Genomic DNA, 17,777 nt, shown 5'->3' on the forward strand with positions numbered 1-17,777 from the left:
CCCTCGAACAGGGAACGGCGGCCGTCAGGTTAGGCTTACCTGTGTGCATTCGGCGATGGAGAGGGCTCGATGACAGATCTCATTGACACCACCGAGATGTACCTGCGCACCATCTTCGAGCTCGAGGAAGAGAAAATCGTGCCGTTGCGCGCCCGGATCAGCGAGCGGCTTGGGCACTCCGGTCCGACCGTGTCTCAGACCGTCGGACGGATGGAGCGAGACGGACTCGTCGTCGTCGAGGGCGATCGCCACCTCGAGCTGACTATCGAGGGTCGGTCGCGGGCCGTGCACGTCATGCGCAAGCATCGCCTCGCCGAGCGCCTCCTCGCCGACATCATCGGCCTGGACTGGGCGCTGGTTCACGATGAGGCCTGTCGCTGGGAGCACGTGATGAGCGAATCGGTCGAGCGACGCATCATCGAGATGCTCGACCACCCGACGCATTCCCCGTATGGGAATCCGATTCCCGGCCTGGACGAGCTGGGGGAGCCCGCCGTCGGCAAGTTCTACGACGGGGTCGTGAACATTGTGAACCTCGTCCACGGTGCCGTCGGACCGGTCACGGGCACGATCCGTCGGCTTGGCGAACCGGTCCAATACGAGAGCGAGCTGCTCTCGCAGCTGCGCACCGCTGGCGTCCTGCCGGGGGCACAGGCGAAGTTCTCGGCTGCCGGGTCGTACGTGCTTGTCGAGGTCGACGGGTTCGGCGATGGCCTCGAGCTGCCCAACGAGGTCGCCATTCACGTCTACGTCGGCATCTAGACAGTTCTCCCCGGCGCGTCGCCCTGTGGGGCGCCTCCGCGGTGAACGGCCGGTGAACCGGCGCGCCCGCGGGAACCGGGGGCGGATTTCTGGGTTATTCTGAAATCCTTGGAGTTCCACCAGTTCTTCGGAGAGCCGAATGTCACGCAGTCGCAGCATCCAAACCGTGGATGTTCGCGCCCTGCACTTCATACGGCACAGCAGCCAGCGCAGTGTCCAACTGCGCGCAACCACCTAGGCACCGTCTACTCGACGGTGCCTTTTTTGTTGCCTGCACGCTCCTGACCGGCGGTACCCCTCGACCTTCGAATCCCCGCAAGCCGCGCGGGGACTTGTCGATTGGATGAGAATGCGCACACTGGTCCTCAACGCGGGGTTCGAGCCCCTCGCCGTCGTCTCCTTCAAGCGAGCCCTCGTGCTCGTCATGAACGGCAAAGCGACGATCATCGCCGCGGATGCCGAGCATCCGGTGTTCGGGCTGACCGAGTCATGGGATCGGCCGTCGGTGATTCTGCTCAGGCGCTACGTGCGCATCCCGTCGAACCGTCGGGTGCCGGTCAGTCGCCGCGGCGTACTGCGGCGCGACGGCCAGCGCTGCGCCTACTGCGCGTCGTCGGCGACGACGATCGACCACGTGCTCCCGCGGTCGCGCGGGGGAGCGGACTCGTGGGAGAACCTCGTGGCCTGCTGCCTCAAATGCAACAACGCCAAGAGCGACCGCACCCCGTCGGAGATGGGCTGGACATTGCGGGTGCACCCCCGCCCCCCGCGCGGCACCCCCTGGCTGGTGCGCGGGGTCGAGCGGGCGCTGCCGCAGTGGGAAGAGTACCTGGCGCCGGCGGCATAGCGCCTGAGCGCGCCTCGGTCGCCGCCGTCGTGTGAATGACGGGCATCCGTGAACGGCTAAACTCGTCTCGCTGGCCTCTGTAGCTCAATGGAAGAGCAAGTCCGTCCTAAGGATTAGGTTGGGGGTTCGAGTCCCTCCAGGGGCACCGTTTTTTCGGTGGGCAGCTGCTGAATCTGTGCGCGGCAGTCATGCCGGTGAGAGGCCCACACGTTGATAGCCTGAGGCGATGGCTACGCAAAGACGGTTGGTGCGGGCCCGGGATGCGATTGCCGCCGGATCGGTGTGGCTCTCTCGTCATCGTTGTCGTGACGATGCTGAGCTGGCGCGATGAGCTTCCGTCCGGCATTGTTCTTCGGAACGACGTAGGGCTTGCTCCCACCGTGCCGACGTGGCTGATGTTCGTGGGACTCGTTGCTGTTCTGCTTGGCGTCGGAATTGGCGCTCTCAGTCTCGTGCCGGAAGGCCCCAACGACGCTCGGAGCCGGCGGGTTCCTCTGTTCTGGTGTGGCGCGGTCGCGGGGTGTGCCGCCACGATCTTTGCCGGACTTTATGGACTTGTTCCCTTCTTCGTCGCCAGTCGTCCGCTGCGTGACTAATCGAGGTGAGCCCGCAGCGAGTCAGTGCGTCCTCGGGTCAGATTCCCGCACGGCGGCGGGCTGCCTTACCTACAACCGAAACCCGCCGTCCGTCGTCAGCACCTGGCCGACGATCCAGCGCGCCTCGTCGGTGACGAGCCAGGAGATCAGTCGTGCCGGGTCGCTTGGGCATGGGGCCGTCGTGTTGGCCGGAGATCATCCAGATCACCCGTCCGGTCGCGAACTCGTCGAGCGGGCGCAGCGAAGCGGGGCGCACGCCGGGCGCGGTCGTACGCTCTCCCGCGGCCGCCCCGGAGAACTGCTCGGCGAAGTGCCGGGTGAGCAGGAGCGTCGACCTCGTGTTGACCTGCCAGTGGATGTCGAGACTGTCGGGGGTCATATCGAGGAGCGAGCCGTCGCCGCCACTCTTGGCGTGGTTGCTGACCAGGATGCGGACGGGTCCGGTGGCTGCGACGGCGGCATCCACGACCCGGGCGGGAGCAAGCGGGTGCCATGTCGGCACCGAGATCGCCGAACCGGGCCCCATCGACAAGCGCGGAGTGGATGCCGGTCCGCACCTCGTCGAGGTCGTCGGCGCCCCACGGCTGCTCGGCGTCGTTCGGCGAGTAGTGGTGGATGAAGACATTCGCGCCGAGCTCGGCAAGCCGCACGGCGACCGCGAATCCGATCCCGCGCCGCCGGGAGACGCCGGTGACGATCGTGCCGCGGCCGAGCAGCGGAAGGTCGAGCGGCGCGGCGGATGCTGCGGACGGGGGCATCCCCACACGCTAGCGGTGCCGTCGTGTGCCCGCGAGCGCCGACCCGCGCGGCTCTTAGTCCAGGTCGCGTCGCAGGCGCGCCCTGAGCGCAGTCGTGACGCGGCGAAGCGTCTCCACGGTCACTTCGAGCTCATCGACCGTGATGCCGGCCGTGGCGTCGCTCACCATCTCGTTGAAGTCGGCGTGGATCTCCGCCATGGCGAGGTGGCCGGCTTCAGTGAGCTCGAGGTAGACACTTCGGCGATCGTTCGGGTGAGCCACCCGGTGCAGCAACCCGGCCGTGACAAGCCGGGTCGAGATGCCCGTGATCGCTCCGTTGGTCACGGAGAGCTTCTCGGCCAGTTGCTTGGGGGTCAGGCTGCCGGCAGCAGCGATGCGGAACAGGCACTTGAGCTCAATAGCCGAGATGCCGTGATCGGACGCGATCTGCTGGCGGTCGTCCTCGAAGGCCAGCACCAGGTGGATGGCAGCGTCAGGGAAGCCGGTGAGGGTGTGCCTGCGCATGCGTTCCTCGGTCATGATCCGTTCCGGGGGCGATCTGAGACCGGTCCCACTTTGTGAGATCACGATTTTATCCCGATAGTTCGAGAGCGAAACAGATAGTTGCCTGAGTATCTAAATCATTTAGTATGTAAGGGAACTAGGTCGAGTCCGTGTCCACGCATCCCGCTGGAAGCTCGATCGTCCGATGGAGGACCACGTGATTCCCGACGCTTTGTCGCAGGGCCAATTCGATATCGTTTACAACTTCCTATCGCTCGTGATCGCGTCGCAGCTATTCACAGCACTGTTCCTGCTCATTTCGCTCCCGCGCATCCTGCCCCGCTATCGAAACGCGATCACCGTCGCGATCATCGTCTGTGGGATCGCGGCATACCACTACTTCCGCATCTTCGACTCGTTCAAGGAAGCATTCGTGACCGACGCCCTCGGTGGCGCTGGCACGTACACCCAGGCTGCGGGCGCGTCCTTCAACGAGGGCTACCGCTACGTTGACTGGTTGCTCACCGTGCCGCTCCTGCTCGTCGAACTCGTCGCCGTGCTCGCTCTCGCGCGCAAGGTACAGGCGCAGCTGCTGTTCAAGCTCGTTCCGGCCGCCGCCCTCATGATCATCCTCGGCTACCCGGGCGAGATCAGCGGCGACACCGGCACGCGTGGTCTCTTCGGCCTGCTGTCGACCCTGCCGTTCCTCTACATCCTCTACGTGCTGTTCGTGCAGCTGACCAAGTCGCTCGACCTGCAGCCGGCCGGCGTTCGCCAGACGCTCAGCAACCTGCGGTGGCTGCTGCTGCTCAGCTGGGGTGTTTACCCGATCGCGTACCTGCTGCCGATGCTCAACATCGAAGGAGCAAACGCGTGGGTCGGCTTGCAGATCGGCTACTCGGTCGCAGACATCCTGGCCAAGGCCGTCTACGCGCTCATCATCTTCAAGGTGGCGAGGATCAAGTCGTTCGCGGACGACGCCGAGTTCGCGCGGCACGAGTCGTCGCATGACGAGTTCGCCGCGGCCTCGCGCGAGCGCTAGTCGCAACGAGTAACTGACGTGCAACGGGGTGGCGATGTCGGGGTCGAGGGATCCGCTCGAAGCGATCTCACAACATCCGACACCGCCCCCCGGGGTACGCCTGCCGTTGTGCCAGAGTCGCTGGCCCGACGGCGCACGTCCACCATCTACGACGTCGTCATTCTCGGGGCGGGGTGCGCGGGTCTCACCTCGTGCCTCGCCCTGCTTGAGGCCGGAGCGGTCGGCCCGATCCTGCTGATCGACTCCCGCACGCATTACGCGGATGACCGCACCTGGTGCTTCTGGGACGTCGAAGCCACCCCGTTCACGCACCTCGCGCGCTCGAGCTGGGACGAATGGCAGGTGCGGACTGTGGCCGGAACGGTGACTGCCGCAGCACCGGCAACGCCATACCTGTGCCTCGCCGCGAACGACTTCTATACCTTCGCGCTCGCCTCGATCGCGAAGTTCGGCAACGTCGAGCTACGACTCGACGAACGCGCGGGGGAGTACCGGGAGGCCGGAGACGTCGAAGTCGGCGGCCCCGCGAACGGAGCTACCGGCGATCTCGTTGAGGTCTCGACTGACGGGGGGACCGTCTGGGCTCGCGAGCTCATCGACAGCCGGGGGCTCGCGCTCTCGGGCACCACGGTTGCGGCCGTGAAGGAGACCTCGACTTGGGTACCGCAGCAATTCGTCGGGCTCCACATCGTGGCCACCAGGCCAGTGTTCGACCCCGGCGAGTGCCGTCTGATGGACTTCGCCGTGGACCAGTCCCGCGGACTCCGTTTCATGTACGTGCTGCCGTCATCACCGTTCGAAGCGCTCGTCGAAAACGTCTACATGTCCGAGCCGCGCCTCGGTGCGGAGGGCTACCAGCGGGAAATCGAGGAGTATCTCCTCGCCGAGTTCGGGCTGGAGCCGAACGAGTTCGTCGTCGCCGGCGCCGAGCGGGGCTACATCCCGATGACCGACCACCGGTTCGCGCGCCGGATGTCCGCGCGCGTCACGGCGGCGGGCATGCGTGGCGGCGCCACCCGGCCCAGCACCGGCTACACCTTCCTTGGAATCCAGCGCTCCAGCCGAGAGCTCGCGGATCGACTGATCCGTGAGTGTCGGGTCGCCGTGGGACAGCCCGCCGCCCGCCCGGACACCGGAGGTCGCGCTGATGTCTGGCGTCGCCCGGATGCTGCCCCGCACGCGCGCCGGACACGCGCCCACGCCGACCCCACCTGCTCCCTGCTCGACGCGGTCTTCCTGCGCTTCCTCGCCGACCACCCGGAGCGCGCACCGCACGTGTTCGCCCTGATGTTCGGGCGTGTCGACACCGCGAGCCTGGTGCGGTTCCTCACCGAGCGGAGCGGTGCCCTCGATCACGCTCGGCTGATTATCGCCCTGCCGAAGCTGCCCTTCCTGCGCTCGGCGGCGACGGTCATGGGGAGGCGGGGGCTCCGCGCCCTCGGCACGTGGGGTGCGGCTCATCGACGCTGACCGCACGCTCTGGCACACGGCACGCCAGCGGCTGTTCCGGCCCGTCGACGCGCTGTTCGCGGCGCTCATCGTCGTCGTCGCCGCGGGCGTGCGCATCCCGGAGGCTGTTCAGTACGTGCCGTTCGTGATCAGCCTCGTGCTGCTCGGGCTGCCGCATGGCGCGCTCGACCACCTCGTGCCCTCGCGACTTGCGCGGCGCGCACCCGAACCGAGGGGAATGGCCTTCGTCGTGCTCCTCTACCTTCTCGTGGGCGGCGCGGTCGTGCTTCTGTGGTTCCTGAACCCCGTGCTCGCGTTCGTCGCGTTCATTCTCACGACCTGGTTCCACTGGGGGCAGGGCGACCTGTTCGTCGAGGGGACGAGGTCGGGGGCGGGTCTTCCGTCCCGGCTGACGAGGGCCGGAATGCTCACTGTGCGCGGGGCACTGCCGATGGTGGTGCCCCTCGTGGCGGCACCCGCGGTGTACCTCGGGGTCTTCCGCGACACGACCGGCGTCATCGCCGCGCCAACGCTCGACCTGACGCCGTTCTTCGAAAGCGAGCTGCTGCGCGCTCTCATCATCTCCGGCCTCGTGGTGCTCGGGGCGATCACCTTCACCGCAACCGCCCGCGCCCGCTGGGGGACCCCCGAGGGCCGGCGCGCATGGTGGGGTGACCTGGGAGAGGTCGCCCTCCTTGCGGTCTACTTCGCCATCGTTCCGCCGATCCTCGCGATCGGCCTCTACTTCTGCCTCTGGCACTCGCTGCGACACATCGTGCGCCTGTCGCTGCTCGATCCGGGATCGCGTGAGTGCCTATCGGCTGGCCGGTTCGCGCTCGTGGCGCGCCGGTTCGCGGTGCAGTCCGCCCCGATCACCATCGTGGCCCTCGGGCTGCTGCTCGCACTGTTCCTCGTGGTGCCGCGTTCCGGGCTGAGCGGTGGGGCGCTGCTGGGCCTCTACCTCGTGCTCATCTCGGCGCTGACCCTGCCGCACGTGGTCGTCGTGTCGATCATGGACCGCAGGCAGGCGGTCTGGGCGTCGGAGGGCGATGTAACGAAAAAGTTACAATCTGGGAGGCGCGGCGGGGCTGCCCTAAAGTTGGCCCCCAAGTAGCCGGAAGTCGCGTCGTCGCGCGGGACGAGGAGATCACACCATGTCATCACTGTTGGTCGGAGTGGACAACAGCTCGTCGAGCAGGCGTGCGGTCGCCTTCGCAGCACGGCTCGCGAGCGAGTCCGGGGCGAGCCTGCGCATCGTGCACGTCATACCCTGGTCGCCCTACTCGTTCAGCACCCCCGCCGAGAATGAACACCGCTCCGCGAGTAAGCAGATGGAAATAGCCGCCGCCGACCAGCAAATCATGCAACCCGCGCTCGCCGCGACGCAGGAATTCACGGTGACGCCGACAACGACGATCGTGCACGGCAACCCCGCCGAGACCCTCGCCTCGATGGCCGAGAGACTTGAAGGGGCGCACATCATCGTCGGGCGCACCGGTGACTCGAAGTTCAAGCAGGTGATCTTCGGGAGTACCCCCTCGAAACTCATCCAGATCTCGTCGACCCCGGTGACGGTGATCCCGTGAGCGCGGCGGCGGCAGCATCCATCGTCCACGCGACCACCGTCGACGACGCCATCAACGACGCAGTCTCACCGGCCGCGAATTTCATCAGCGGCATCATCTTCTACTCGGTCAAGATCGGCGAACCGGGCACGCTCGCCTACGTAGAGATCCCGCTCATCGTGGTCTGGCTCATCGTCGCGGCCGCATTCTTCACGGTGTACCTCGGGTTCCAGAACATCCGCGGGTTTAAGCACGCCCTCGACCTCGTCCGCGGCAAGTACTCCGACCCGAACGATGCCGGCGAGGTGTCGCACTTCCAGGCGCTCGCGACGGCAGTGTCGGGCACTGTCGGGCTCGGCAACATCGCGGGAGTCGCTGTCGCGGTCTCCCTCGGCGGGCCCGGCGCCACCTTCTGGATGATCCTCGCCGGATTCCTCGGCATGAGCACGAAGATGGCCGAGTGCACCCTCGGGGTGAAGTACCGCAAGGAGCGCCCGGACGGCTCCGTCTCGGGCGGTCCGATGTACTACCTGCGCGACGGGCTGGCCGAAATCGGGCATAGGAAGCTCGGCAAGTTCCTCGCCGTGTTCTTCTCCATCTGCTGCATCGGCGGGGCGATCGGCGGCGGCAACATGTTCCAGGCGAACCAGGCCACCACCCAGATCGTCAACGTCACCGGCGGTGCCGACGGGGTGCTCGGCGAGTGGCGCTTCGTGATCGGGATCGTCTTCGCGATCGCCGTCGGCGCTGTCATCATCGGCGGCATCAAGTCGATTGCCCGGGTCACCGAGAAGGTTGTCCCGCTTATGGCCATTCTGTACGTCATCGCCTGCCTCACAGTCATCTTCGGGAATATCACTGCGGTGCCGGATGCGATCGGCCAGATCTTCGTTGGGGCGTTCAACCCCGAGGGCATCGCCGGCGGCGTCATCGGCGTGCTGATCCAGGGGTTCAGGCGCGCGGCCTTCTCGAACGAGGCCGGCGTCGGATCGGCATCCATCGCCCACTCCGCGGTCAAGACTACGGAGCCGGCGACGGAGGGGTTCGTGTCGCTGCTCGAGCCGTTCATCGACACGATCGTGATCTGCACGATGACCTCTCTGGCCATCGTCATCACGGGCACCTGGGCCGACCCCTCGATCGAGGCCGGGGTCGCCACGACCTCGGCGGCGTTCGGCACCGTCGCCCCCTGGTTCCCGATCCTCCTGGCCGTCGCAGTCATCCTGTTCGCCTTCTCGACAATGATCTCCTGGTCGTACTACGGCATGAAGGCGACCGGGTACCTGTTCAACGACAGCGCGAGAGCCGAGCTCGTGTTCAAGATCGTATTCCTGGTCTTCACTGTGATCGGGGCGTCGCTGTCTCTCGGTCCGGTGATCGACTTCTCCGACTCGATGATCTTCGCGATGTCGCTCGCAAACATCACGGGCCTGTACTTCCTCGCCCGCGTGATCAAGCGGGAGATCACCCAGTACCGGGCGAAGGTCAAGTCGGGCGAGTTCGCGATGGTGAAGCACTAGGAGGCCCCCGGCCCGGCCACCCCGGTCGTACGATCAGAAGCGCGCACTGGGCGCGGGTCGACAAGGGAGTGCTCATGATGGAGAAATTTCGCCTCGACGGCCGGGTCGCGGTTGTCACCGGATCGACGCGCGGGCTCGGTCGCGCCTTCGCTGTTGCGCTCGCCGAGGCGGGGGCGGACATCGTGATCGTCGGACGCGACGCCGAGGCGGCAGCATCCGTGGTCACCGAGGTCGAGGCGCTCGGCTCGCGTGCCGTCGTGGCCCTCGGGGATGTCACCGTGCGGGCCGACGTCGAGGCGATTCTGCAGGACGCGATCGACGCGTTCGGCGGTGTCGACATCCTTGTCAACAACGCCGGCACCTGCATCCACAAACCCGCCCTCGAGGTGACAGACGAGGAGTGGCGCGAGGTGATGAGCGTCAACGTCGACGGGGTGTGGCTGTGCTCGCAGGTGATCGGCGGGCACCTCGTTGCGAAGGGTGCTGGCGCGATCGTCAACATCGGTTCGATGTCGGCCGAGATCGTCAACCGTCCGCAGTGGCAGCCCGCCTACAACGCGTCGAAGGCGGCGGTGCACCACCTGACGAAGAGCCTCGCGGCCGAATGGGCGCCGTTCGGGGTGCGGGTCAACGCGCTGGCGCCCGGCTACATGCGCACCGACATGTCGCCGGTCGACGATCCGGCGAACCGGCGGTTCTGGATCGAGGACGCCCCGCAGCAGCGGGTGGGCGAACCGCACGAGCTCGGCCCGGCGATCGTCTTCCTCGCGAGCGATGCCTCGTCGTTCATGACCGGGTCGGTGCTCACGGTCGACGGCGGCTACACCATCTACTGAGGGCATTCGCGGCTCGGGGGATCCTCCCGGAATGGAATCCGGGGGAGACTGGTTGCTAGCGAATGCGCCCGCAACGAGAAGGTAGTCAGTGCTCTCCACCGCTCCACACCTCACCCACGATGATGTCGAACTGATCCGACGGGACTTCCCCGCGCTCACGGCGACGGTGAACGGCGAACCGCTCGCCTACCTCGACTCCGGGGCCACCGCGCAGCGCCCGCTCTCGGTGCTCGACGCCGAGCGCGACTTCCTCCTTCACCACAACGCGGCAGTGCACCGCGGCGCGCACACCACCGCGGGCGAGGCGACCGAGCTCTTCGAGGACGCGCGCGCGACCGTCGCGGCATTCGTTGGAGCCGCGCCGGAGGAGATCGTCTGGACCTCGAACGCGACCGACGCGATTAACCTCGTCGCCTACGGTTTCGCGAACGCGAGCCGAGGGCGCGGTGGGCCGGATGCTGCTCGCTTCGCTCTCATCGCGGGCGACGAGATCCTCGTCACGGAGGCCGAGCACCACGCCAACCTGGTCCCATGGCAGGAGCTCGCCGCAACCACCGGCGCGACGCTGCGCTTCGTGCCCGTCCGCGACGACGGCACCTGGGAGGCAGAGGACGCGCGACACCTCATCACCGAGCGCACCCGCGTCTTCGCCTTCTCACACGTGTCGAATGTCACCGGGTTCGTCGCAAGCGTCGCCGAGCTCAGCGCGATGGCCCACGCGGTCGGCGCTCTCGTCGTGCTCGATGCGTGCCAGTCCGCGCCGCACCGCCGGCTCGACGTCGCCGAGCTGGACGTCGACTTCCTCGCCTTCTCAGGCCACAAGATGCTCGGCCCGACCGGAATCGGCGTGCTTTACGGGCGACGGGAGCTGCTCGACGCACTGCCGCCGTTCCGCACGGGCGGATCGATGATCACGACCGTGACGATGGACTCCGCCGAGTACCTTCCGTCGCCGCAGCGCTTCGAGGCTGGGACCCAGCCCGTGTCACAGGCCGTCGCGCTCGCCGAGGCCGTGCGTTACCTCGAGTCGGTCGGACTCGAGCGGATCGAGGCGCGGGAGGATGAGCTCGCACAGCGGATGTTGGACGGATTGGCCGAGATTCCGGGCATCCGCATCATCGGGCGGGGTGCCGGATCTCCGCGCGCTGGCCTGGTGGCCTTCGACGTCGCCGGGGTGCACGCGCACGACGTGGGACAGTTTCTCGATGCGCGCGGCCTCGCTGTGCGCGTCGGGCACCACTGCACCCAGCCGCTGCACCGCAGGCTCGGACTGATCGCGACGACACGGGCGAGCGCCTACCTCTATACGACCACGGCCGAGGTCGACCGGCTGCTCGCGGCGGTTGCCGAGGTGCGGGCTTACTTCGGTGCGCCCGCTGTGGGGGTATCCGATCTGGGTGCATCCGATGTGGGGGAGGCGTGATGGCTGATCCGCTCGCCGGTCTGTACCAGGAGATCATCCTCGACCATTCGCGCCGTCGCATCGGAGACCGGGTACTCTCCTCGCCCGATGTGGAACGCTCGGAACGCAACCCAACCTGCGGCGACGAGATCACCGTTCAGATCGCCTTCGAGCCCGGCTCGGACCGGATCGCCGAGTTCGGCTGGCAGGGGGCGGGATGCAGCATCTCGATGGCATCCGCGTCGATGCTCGCGGAGATCGCGCCCGGGCTGACGACCGCCGAGCTCGTCGCGAAGGTCGCGGCCTTCCGGGAGATGATGCGCTCGAAGGGCGTGGGTGAGCCGAACGAGGACGTGCTCGGCGACGCGATCGCCTTCCACGGAACGTCGAAGTACGTGATGCGCGTGAAGTGCGCGATGCTCGGTTGGGTGGCGGCGGAGACGGCGGTGGGGGGCGCGTGACTTCTCCTGCGTGACGTCGTTTCGTTCGCTCGGGGTAGCGGGGTACCCGCGTCCCGCGCTCTCGGGGTTCACGCTCTCGGGGGCGCGTGACTTCTTCTCCCCAGCCCCAGTTTTCGCGAAGTTATTCGAAACGCTTTCGAACGTATGTTCGATTTGGGATCATTGATGCATGACCCCAACCGAGACCCTGGCTCCCACGTTCAGCGCGGTTATCCGAGCGCAGGCTGCGCTGTCTCTCGAGGTCGCCGACTATCGCGAGGTTGATGACGCCACGCTCCTCGAGCCTAGGCTCAGCGCGAACCAGCAGCGGCTGGCGAACTCGCTGTCCGCGGTGCTGGCCGGCGGGGTCGCCCGCCGCTCCGCTCCCGCCTTCGGAAAGAACGGTCTCGCGCAGCGGACCGGCCACCGCACTCCCGAGGAGCTGTTCCGTGCGACAACCGGGTCGACCGCGCGCGATGCGATCACGGCGATCAAGATTGGGCAGATCGCTTCCGATACCGCGGACGCCGCGGCAGGTGTTCCCGTTGTCGACCCGGCCACAGGCGAGCTGGTTGCCTCGCTCCTGCCTTGGCTGCACTGCGTCGGCCGAGCGGTCGCGGCGGGCACACTGCCGATCGCGGCGGCGGAGTCCATCCGCAATGGGCTCGGGCGGCCGAGCGAGAACGTGCAGCAGGAGCGTCTCGCTGAGGCTGCGGCGCTGCTGTGCGACGAAGCCTCCTTGCTCGATGCGGACAGGCTCTTCCGACGTGCGCGCGAGCTGCGCGACGAGCTGGATGAGGCCGGCATCGTCGACCGCGAGGTGGCGCGCCACGAACAGCGGTCGTTGCGTTTGCGGCGTCTCCCCAACGGCATGGCGCGGCTCGTGTGGGATTTAGACCCAGAGACGAGTGCGTCCGTCGGCGAGCTCTATGACCGCGCCACTTCGCCGCGGCGCGGCGGTCCGCGCTTCGTGAGTGCTGACGCTGAGGCCCAGGAGCAGTGCATCCTCGCCGACACCCGCACCACGGAGCAGCTCGCGTCCGACGTCTTCGTCCAGCTGCTGCGCCAAGGCGCGGATGCAGATTCCAGCCAGCTGCTCGGCAGCGGGGCACCCGTCGTGCGGGTGCTGGTCGCGGCGACGGCGCTCGCCACTCGCCACTCGCGCCGGACACGGGCGTCTCGAAGCGCAGGCCGACGCCGTCTCTATCGAGACGATCGCGCGGGCCGCGTGTGCGGGAGCGACCACCCTGATCCGCCTCGACGGAGACGGGCAGCCGCTCGATGTCGGGCGTGAGCAGCGTCTGTTCACCCGAGCCCAGCGCATTGCCCTCGCGGTGAGGGACGGGGGCTGTATGGTCAACGGCTGCGAGAGACCGCCCTCCTGGTGCGAGTGCCACCATATCGAGCACTGGGTTCGCGACGGCGGCAAGACGAATATCGCTGATGGCATTCTTCTCTGCAAGCATCACCATCTGCTCTTGCACAATGCACACTGGGAGATCGTCCGCCGCGGATCGCGCTACTGGCTGATCCCGCCGCCCGATGTCGACCCTCGGCAGGTGCCGATCGAGATGCGAAGCAAGAGCGCGGCGCTGCGTGACTTTCGCGCGGAGCAGGGCAGAGTCGCGGATCAGGGCAGGGCAGAGTCGCGGACGCGTGAGTGCGCTGCCTCAGAGGAGCGCACGGAGTAGCGTCGTCACCATGACTACTTCGACCTTCGACCAACTTCTCACCGAGCAGATCGGCAACGAGTTCGCTGCCTCGCAGCAATACATCGCCATCGCAGTCTGGTTCGACAACCGCGACCTTCCGCAGCTCGCCAAGCACTTCTATCGCCAGTCGATCGAGGAGCGCAATCACGCCATGATGCTCGTCCAGTATCGGCTCGATCGCGACCTCGGCATCCAGATCCCTGCGGTGCCCGCGGTCGTCAATGACTTCACCACCGAAACCGAGCCGATCGCACTGGCGCTCGAGCAGGAGCGGAGGGTGACCGAGCAGATCGAGGCCCTCTTCGCGGCGGCCCGCGCGGAGACCGACGCGCTGGGCGAGCAGTTCATGCTGTGGTTCCTCAAGGAGCAGGTGGAGGAGGTCGCGTCGATGTCGACGCTTCTCGCGATCGCGCGTCGCGCCGACAATCTCTTCGACATCGAGAACTTCCTGGTCCGCGAGACGAGGGCATGCAGCGAGGACGCAGGCGCTCCCGAGGCGGCAGGGGGCGCACTCGCTGGCTGAGCCCGCGTGGGACGTGGGGTCCGTGCTGGCCGCCGAGAGCGGACTCAGACTCCGGCGCGGTTTGGGGTGAGCGGTGGCCCGTTTTCGTGGTTTGGGGTGAGCGGCGAACCGTTTTCGCGGTCTACTGGCGGAGGTGCCGACGCGCTGGAGGTTGTCACGGACTTCTGCCGGATGGGCGCGAGCGAGCCCGTACTCACGCTCGGGTAGAGGTGCAGGATGAGGAGCCAACCCACCGCTCCGCCGATGAGCTGTGCGGCGATGTACCCGGGGGCCGACCCGGGCGCGATGCCAGCGAAGCTGTCGCTGAACATTCGGCCGATCGTGATCGCGGGGTTCGCGAAGCTTGTCGAGCTCGTAAAGAAGTACGCTGCCCCGATGTAGGCGCCCACCGCCGCGGGCGCGAACTGCGCACGACCGGACCGCACGAGGGAGAAGATCACGAGCACAAGCCCGGCGGTCGCCACGATCTCGGAGAGGAAGTGCGCTCCCGTCAGGCGATCGGTCCCGCTCCAGGACACCGCTGATGCGCCGAACATCAGGTTCGCCGCGGCAGCGCCCGTGATGCAACCCGCGACTTGCACGGGGATGTAGGCGAGGGTGTGGCTCCAGGGGCGCTGCCCGAGTGCAGAATCGACAAGTGAGACGACGGGGTTGAAGTGCGCACCACTCACCGGGCCGAAGATGAGGATGATCGCGAAAAGCCCGAGCGCCGTTGCGATCGCATTCTCGAAGAGCTGGAGTCCGACATCCCCCGGCGACAGCGACTGCGCTGCAATACCGGACCCGACGACGATTGCCGCGAGGAGGAGGCTCCCGAGGAACTCCGCGAGCAGCCGACGTGCGGAGCCCGGGATGGCGAGTGCCCGTTGCGCTGCCGATCCGCCAAGCGCCGGAGCGGATATCGCGAACTGAGGAAGCCCTGGTGCTGCCAAGTTGACGCTCACGCGGTCACGAGCAGACGCGCGAGGGAGTCCAGAGCGCCAGGGACGAGCCTGTAAAACGCCCATGTGCCGCGTTTGGAGCGGCTGAGGAAACCGGCATCCGTCAGGATTTTGAGGTGGTGGGACACCGTCGGTTGGCTCAGGCCGACTGGTTCGATGAGGTCGCACACGCAGGCCTCCTGGTTCTGGGACGCGGCGACGATGGAGATGAGGCGCAGCCGTGCCGGGTCGGCGATCGCCCGCAAGGATCTGGCGAGGTCGTCGGCGTGCTCTGCCGTCATCGCCTCGCGAGTCAGCGGCGCGCAGCATGCGGTGACGTCCGTGACCGGAAGCATGTTCGTGAAGGACATGTCACGGAGTCTAGTCATATCGATCTCGCTCTATATTCACATATTTCGATATTGACAATCTTCGATGCACTGGCGAGACTCGAAATGTCGATGACAGACATCGACGAACTTCGATGGAAGGCAGGATCCATGACGCTTCTGGAACTCAGTCGGCCCGTGAGGCGCACCCTGCTCGTCGGCGGACTGCCGGTCGCGATCATCGGCGCGGGCCCCGTTGGTCTCGCCGCCGCAGCACATCTGCTCGAGCGCGGTATCGACTTCCGCATCTATGAGGCGGGCGCCTCCGCGGCGAGCAGCGTCGCCTCCTGGGCGCACGTGCGCCTATTCTCGCCGTGGAGCCTCCTCATTGATCCTGCCGCCCGCCGGCTCCTCGCCACGACGGACTGGGTGCAGCCCGACGCCGATTCACTCCCCACCGGCGCTGAGCTCGTCGAACGCTACCTGGCACCGCTCGCGGCGCATGAGCACATTGCCTCGCGGATACACACCGGGTCCACCGTCGAGGCGGTGAGCCGGCAGGGGGTGGATCGCACCCGATCGGCAGCCCGGTCAGCGACCCCGTTTGTTCTGCGCATCCGCACCGGGGCTGAGCTGGGGGAGGTCACAGCGAGCGCGGTGATCGACGCCTCCGGCACCTACACGTCGCCGAACGGCCTGTCGTCGAACGGGTTCGAGCCGCTGGGTGCCGAGCAGGTCGTCGACCGGATCGTGCCCGCCCTGCCCGACGTGTTGGGCAGCGGTCGCGCGCGATTTGCCGGCCGTCACACAACGGTGGTCGGGGCTGGGCACTCCGCAGCCAACACGCTCATCGCCCTCGCGCAACTGGCTCGGGAGGAGCCGGGCACGCGCGTTAGCTGGGTCGTCCGCAATTCCGGTGCCGCACGGGTCTCCGCGTCACCCGATGACGCGCTTCAGGCGCGCGCCTCGATCGGAGCGCGGGTTGCAGCGCTCGTAGCTGACGGAGAGATCAGCCTCGTGGACCGCTTCGAAATCGCGCGGCTGCGACCGGCCGTTTCTACGACCGGAAACGGGGTCGTCATCGTCGGAGTTCGCCGCGGCGAGCCGTTTGAGATCGCCACCGACAACATCGTGCGCGCCACGGGGTTTCGCCCGGACCTGTCGATGCTGCGTGAGCTCCGCCTCGAGCTCGACGACATCGTCGAGGCACCCCGACGACTGGCGCCCATGATCGACCCGAACCTGCACAGCTGCGGCACGGTCGAGCCGCACGGATTCGCCGAGCTGCGGCATCCGGAACCGAACTTCTTCATCGCCGGCATGAAGAGCTACGGGCGCGCGCCGACCTTCCTGCTCAGCACAGGCTACGAGCAGGTGCGGTCTATCGTGGCCTGGCTCGCCGGCGATGTGGCCGCGGCCAGCGCCGTGCAACTGGTGCTTCCGGCGACGGGCGTGTGCTCGACGGCCGATGCGGGAGGCGCGGAAGGCGGATGCTGTGCTTGAGCGGCACGGCGTGGCCGTGGGGGATGTGACCGGGTGTGGCAGCGGGGGATGTGACCGGGTGTGGCCGCGCGGCCGGATCGGCGTGTAACTCCGCCGGTCGCATAGACTCGCCGCCATGTCCAGCCTTGGCGATTCGTCCGCCTTGTCCGTCTCGCTGCCCTCGCCCACCTCCCTCGACCGGGACGCCGCGGAGCAGATCGCTCGAACCCTCAAGGCGATGGCCGACCCGACCCGGATCCAGCTGCTGAGTCTCATTCTCGACAGCGCGGACGGGCGCGCGCTGGTCGGCCAGCTCGCCGACGAACTGCGACTCAGTCAGCCGACCGTCAGCCATCACGTGCGGGTCATGGCCGAGGAGGGGCTGCTCGAGCGCAGTCAGAAGGGCCGACTCGTCTGGTATTCCGTCTCGCCCGATCGGGTGGACGAGGTGTCCGAGCTACTCAACCCGGTGTCGTCGGCGCCGCCCTCGCCTCTCGTGCTCGAGCGCATCGCGGGCGATCTCGCACTCCAGTTCCGCGGCATCTTCTCGGGCGAGACGGTGGACCGCTACGTGCGGGAGAGTTACGAGCTGCTGGCTCGGGAGGCGCGGATCATCCGCTACCTGCCCTCCCTCACCGGACGCTTCGCCGCTGAGCGGCTTCGCGCCCTCGCGACCGCGGACGGACTGCTCCCGCACGACGCACCAGAGGTGCTCTTCGTCTGCGTGCAGAACGCGGGCCGCTCGCAGTTGGCCGCCGCGATCCTGCGCTCACTCGCTGGCGACCGGGTGCGCGTGCGGACGGCGGGTTCGGCCCCAGCCGAGGCTGTGAATCCGCGGGTTGTCGCGGCGCTCGATGAGATCGGGGTGCCGCTCGCCGGGGAGTTCCCGAAGCCGCTCACCGACGAGGTCGTGCGCGCCGCGGACTACGTGATCACGATGGGATGCGGCGACGCCTGTCCCGTGTATGACGGGCGGAGGTATCTCGATTGGGACCTGGACGATCCATCCGGGCTGGCACTCGAGGGGGTGCGGGCGGTGCGCGACGAGGTCAACCGACTCGTTCGCCAGCTGCTCGAACAGATGGACCTTCCTCCCGGCAGGTGAACTCCT

The 17,777-nt window shown here is 67.3% G+C and carries 19 protein-coding genes and 1 tRNA gene; 16 read left to right on the forward strand and 4 right to left on the reverse strand.

All coding sequences use genetic code 11. The features are described from left to right. Positions 1 to 69 precede the first annotated feature (69 nt). The 3 genes from BHD05_RS05625 to BHD05_RS05635 all read left to right on the forward strand — a co-directional run bounded on the left by BHD05_RS05625 (position 70) and on the right by BHD05_RS05635 (position 1,754). Positions 70 to 762 carry a metal-dependent transcriptional regulator gene (locus BHD05_RS05625; protein ID WP_161885567.1) on the forward strand — a complete coding sequence of 231 codons (693 nt, stop codon included), beginning with the start codon at positions 70 to 72 and terminating at the stop codon, positions 760 to 762. A 349-nt stretch (positions 763 to 1,111) separates the two neighbouring features. Continuing rightward, a complete protein-coding gene (locus BHD05_RS05630; protein WP_161885568.1) occupies positions 1,112 to 1,609 on the forward strand; it encodes an HNH endonuclease in 498 nt (165 codons plus the stop codon). Positions 1,610 to 1,682: 73 nt separating this feature from the next. Then, positions 1,683 to 1,754, forward strand: a tRNA-Arg gene (locus BHD05_RS05635). A gap of 488 nt (positions 1,755 to 2,242) precedes the next feature. Here BHD05_RS05635 and BHD05_RS05640 read toward each other — a convergent pair. Beyond that, positions 2,243 to 2,737 (reverse strand): hypothetical protein, encoded by a 495-nt coding sequence (locus tag BHD05_RS05640; RefSeq protein ID WP_236966662.1) that lies wholly within the window; start codon positions 2,735 to 2,737, stop codon positions 2,243 to 2,245. 83 nt (positions 2,738 to 2,820) lie between these two features. On the opposite strand from BHD05_RS05640, the gene BHD05_RS15890 reads away from it, so the two are divergent. Next, entirely contained in the window at positions 2,821 to 2,976 is a 156-nt protein-coding gene (locus BHD05_RS15890; RefSeq protein WP_236966663.1) for a hypothetical protein, read from the forward strand. A 41-nt stretch (positions 2,977 to 3,017) separates the two neighbouring features. Here BHD05_RS15890 and BHD05_RS05645 read toward each other — a convergent pair whose 3' ends face one another. Further along, positions 3,018 to 3,482 carry a MarR family winged helix-turn-helix transcriptional regulator gene (locus BHD05_RS05645; protein WP_161885569.1) on the reverse strand — a complete coding sequence of 155 codons (465 nt, stop codon included), beginning with the start codon at positions 3,480 to 3,482 and terminating at the stop codon, positions 3,018 to 3,020. Positions 3,483 to 3,663: 181 nt separating this feature from the next. On the opposite strand from BHD05_RS05645, the gene BHD05_RS05650 reads away from it, so the two are divergent. The 10 genes from BHD05_RS05650 (at position 3,664) to BHD05_RS05695 (ending at position 13,935) form a co-directional block, all read left to right on the forward strand. After that, the gene (locus BHD05_RS05650) at positions 3,664 to 4,488 is read left to right on the forward strand and encodes a bacteriorhodopsin (RefSeq protein WP_202614299.1); all 825 of its coding nucleotides are present in this window, start codon (positions 3,664 to 3,666) and stop codon (positions 4,486 to 4,488) included. A 108-nt stretch (positions 4,489 to 4,596) separates the two neighbouring features. Continuing rightward, a complete protein-coding gene (locus tag BHD05_RS05655; protein ID WP_161885571.1) occupies positions 4,597 to 5,958 on the forward strand; it encodes a lycopene cyclase family protein in 1,362 nt (453 codons plus the stop codon). Continuing rightward, positions 5,939 to 7,051 (forward strand): Brp/Blh family beta-carotene 15,15'-dioxygenase, encoded by a 1,113-nt coding sequence (locus BHD05_RS05660; protein WP_161885572.1) that lies wholly within the window; start codon positions 5,939 to 5,941, stop codon positions 7,049 to 7,051. Before BHD05_RS05655 ends, BHD05_RS05660 begins: the two co-directional genes overlap by 20 nt. A gap of 40 nt (positions 7,052 to 7,091) precedes the next feature. Next, the gene (locus tag BHD05_RS05665) at positions 7,092 to 7,523 is read left to right on the forward strand and encodes a universal stress protein (protein WP_161885573.1); all 432 of its coding nucleotides are present in this window, start codon (positions 7,092 to 7,094) and stop codon (positions 7,521 to 7,523) included. Next, positions 7,520 to 9,022: an alanine/glycine:cation symporter family protein gene (locus BHD05_RS05670; RefSeq protein ID WP_161885574.1), complete on the forward strand. Its 1,503-nt coding sequence runs from the start codon at positions 7,520 to 7,522 to the stop codon at positions 9,020 to 9,022. The genes BHD05_RS05665 and BHD05_RS05670 overlap by 4 nt, the downstream gene beginning before the upstream one ends. Positions 9,023 to 9,096: 74 nt before the next feature. Next, positions 9,097 to 9,858: an SDR family NAD(P)-dependent oxidoreductase gene (locus BHD05_RS05675; RefSeq protein WP_335920174.1), complete on the forward strand. Its 762-nt coding sequence runs from the start codon at positions 9,097 to 9,099 to the stop codon at positions 9,856 to 9,858. 88 nt (positions 9,859 to 9,946) lie between these two features. After that, the gene (locus BHD05_RS05680; RefSeq protein WP_161885575.1) at positions 9,947 to 11,281 is read left to right on the forward strand and encodes an aminotransferase class V-fold PLP-dependent enzyme; all 1,335 of its coding nucleotides are present in this window, start codon (positions 9,947 to 9,949) and stop codon (positions 11,279 to 11,281) included. Continuing rightward, positions 11,281 to 11,721 (forward strand): Fe-S cluster assembly sulfur transfer protein SufU, encoded by a 441-nt coding sequence (gene sufU, locus BHD05_RS05685; protein ID WP_161885576.1) that lies wholly within the window; start codon positions 11,281 to 11,283, stop codon positions 11,719 to 11,721. The genes BHD05_RS05680 and sufU overlap by 1 nt, the downstream gene beginning before the upstream one ends. A gap of 169 nt (positions 11,722 to 11,890) precedes the next feature. Further along, positions 11,891 to 12,994, forward strand: coding sequence for a DUF222 domain-containing protein (locus tag BHD05_RS05690; RefSeq protein WP_161885577.1), 1,104 nt, complete (start codon positions 11,891 to 11,893; stop codon positions 12,992 to 12,994). A 407-nt stretch (positions 12,995 to 13,401) separates the two neighbouring features. Further along, on the forward strand, positions 13,402 to 13,935 hold the full coding sequence (locus BHD05_RS05695) for a ferritin (RefSeq protein WP_161885578.1): 534 nt from the start codon (positions 13,402 to 13,404) through the stop codon (positions 13,933 to 13,935). Positions 13,936 to 13,979: 44 nt separating this feature from the next. Here the strand turns inward: BHD05_RS05695 and BHD05_RS05700 are convergent, their stop codons facing one another. Together BHD05_RS05700 and BHD05_RS05705 are read right to left on the reverse strand one after the other, a co-directional pair. Next, positions 13,980 to 14,879: an MIP/aquaporin family protein gene (locus tag BHD05_RS05700; protein WP_335920175.1), complete on the reverse strand. Its 900-nt coding sequence runs from the start codon at positions 14,877 to 14,879 to the stop codon at positions 13,980 to 13,982. After that, positions 14,876 to 15,226, reverse strand: coding sequence for an ArsR/SmtB family transcription factor (locus BHD05_RS05705; protein WP_161885580.1), 351 nt, complete (start codon positions 15,224 to 15,226; stop codon positions 14,876 to 14,878). Before BHD05_RS05705 ends, BHD05_RS05700 begins: the two co-directional genes overlap by 4 nt. Positions 15,227 to 15,355: 129 nt before the next feature. Here BHD05_RS05705 and BHD05_RS05710 point away from each other — a divergent pair, with 129 nt between their 5' ends. Both BHD05_RS05710 and BHD05_RS05715 read left to right on the forward strand, forming a co-directional pair. Then, positions 15,356 to 16,687, forward strand: a complete 1,332-nt coding sequence (locus tag BHD05_RS05710) for an NAD(P)-binding domain-containing protein (protein ID WP_161885581.1) — start codon at positions 15,356 to 15,358, stop codon at positions 16,685 to 16,687. Positions 16,688 to 16,802: 115 nt separating this feature from the next. Next, a complete protein-coding gene (locus BHD05_RS05715) occupies positions 16,803 to 17,771 on the forward strand; it encodes a metalloregulator ArsR/SmtB family transcription factor (protein WP_161885582.1) in 969 nt (322 codons plus the stop codon). The last annotated feature ends 6 nt before the right edge of the window (positions 17,772 to 17,777 follow it).

This window comes from Marisediminicola antarctica (genome assembly GCF_009930795.1).
GTDB lineage: Bacteria > Actinomycetota > Actinomycetes > Actinomycetales > Microbacteriaceae > Marisediminicola > Marisediminicola antarctica.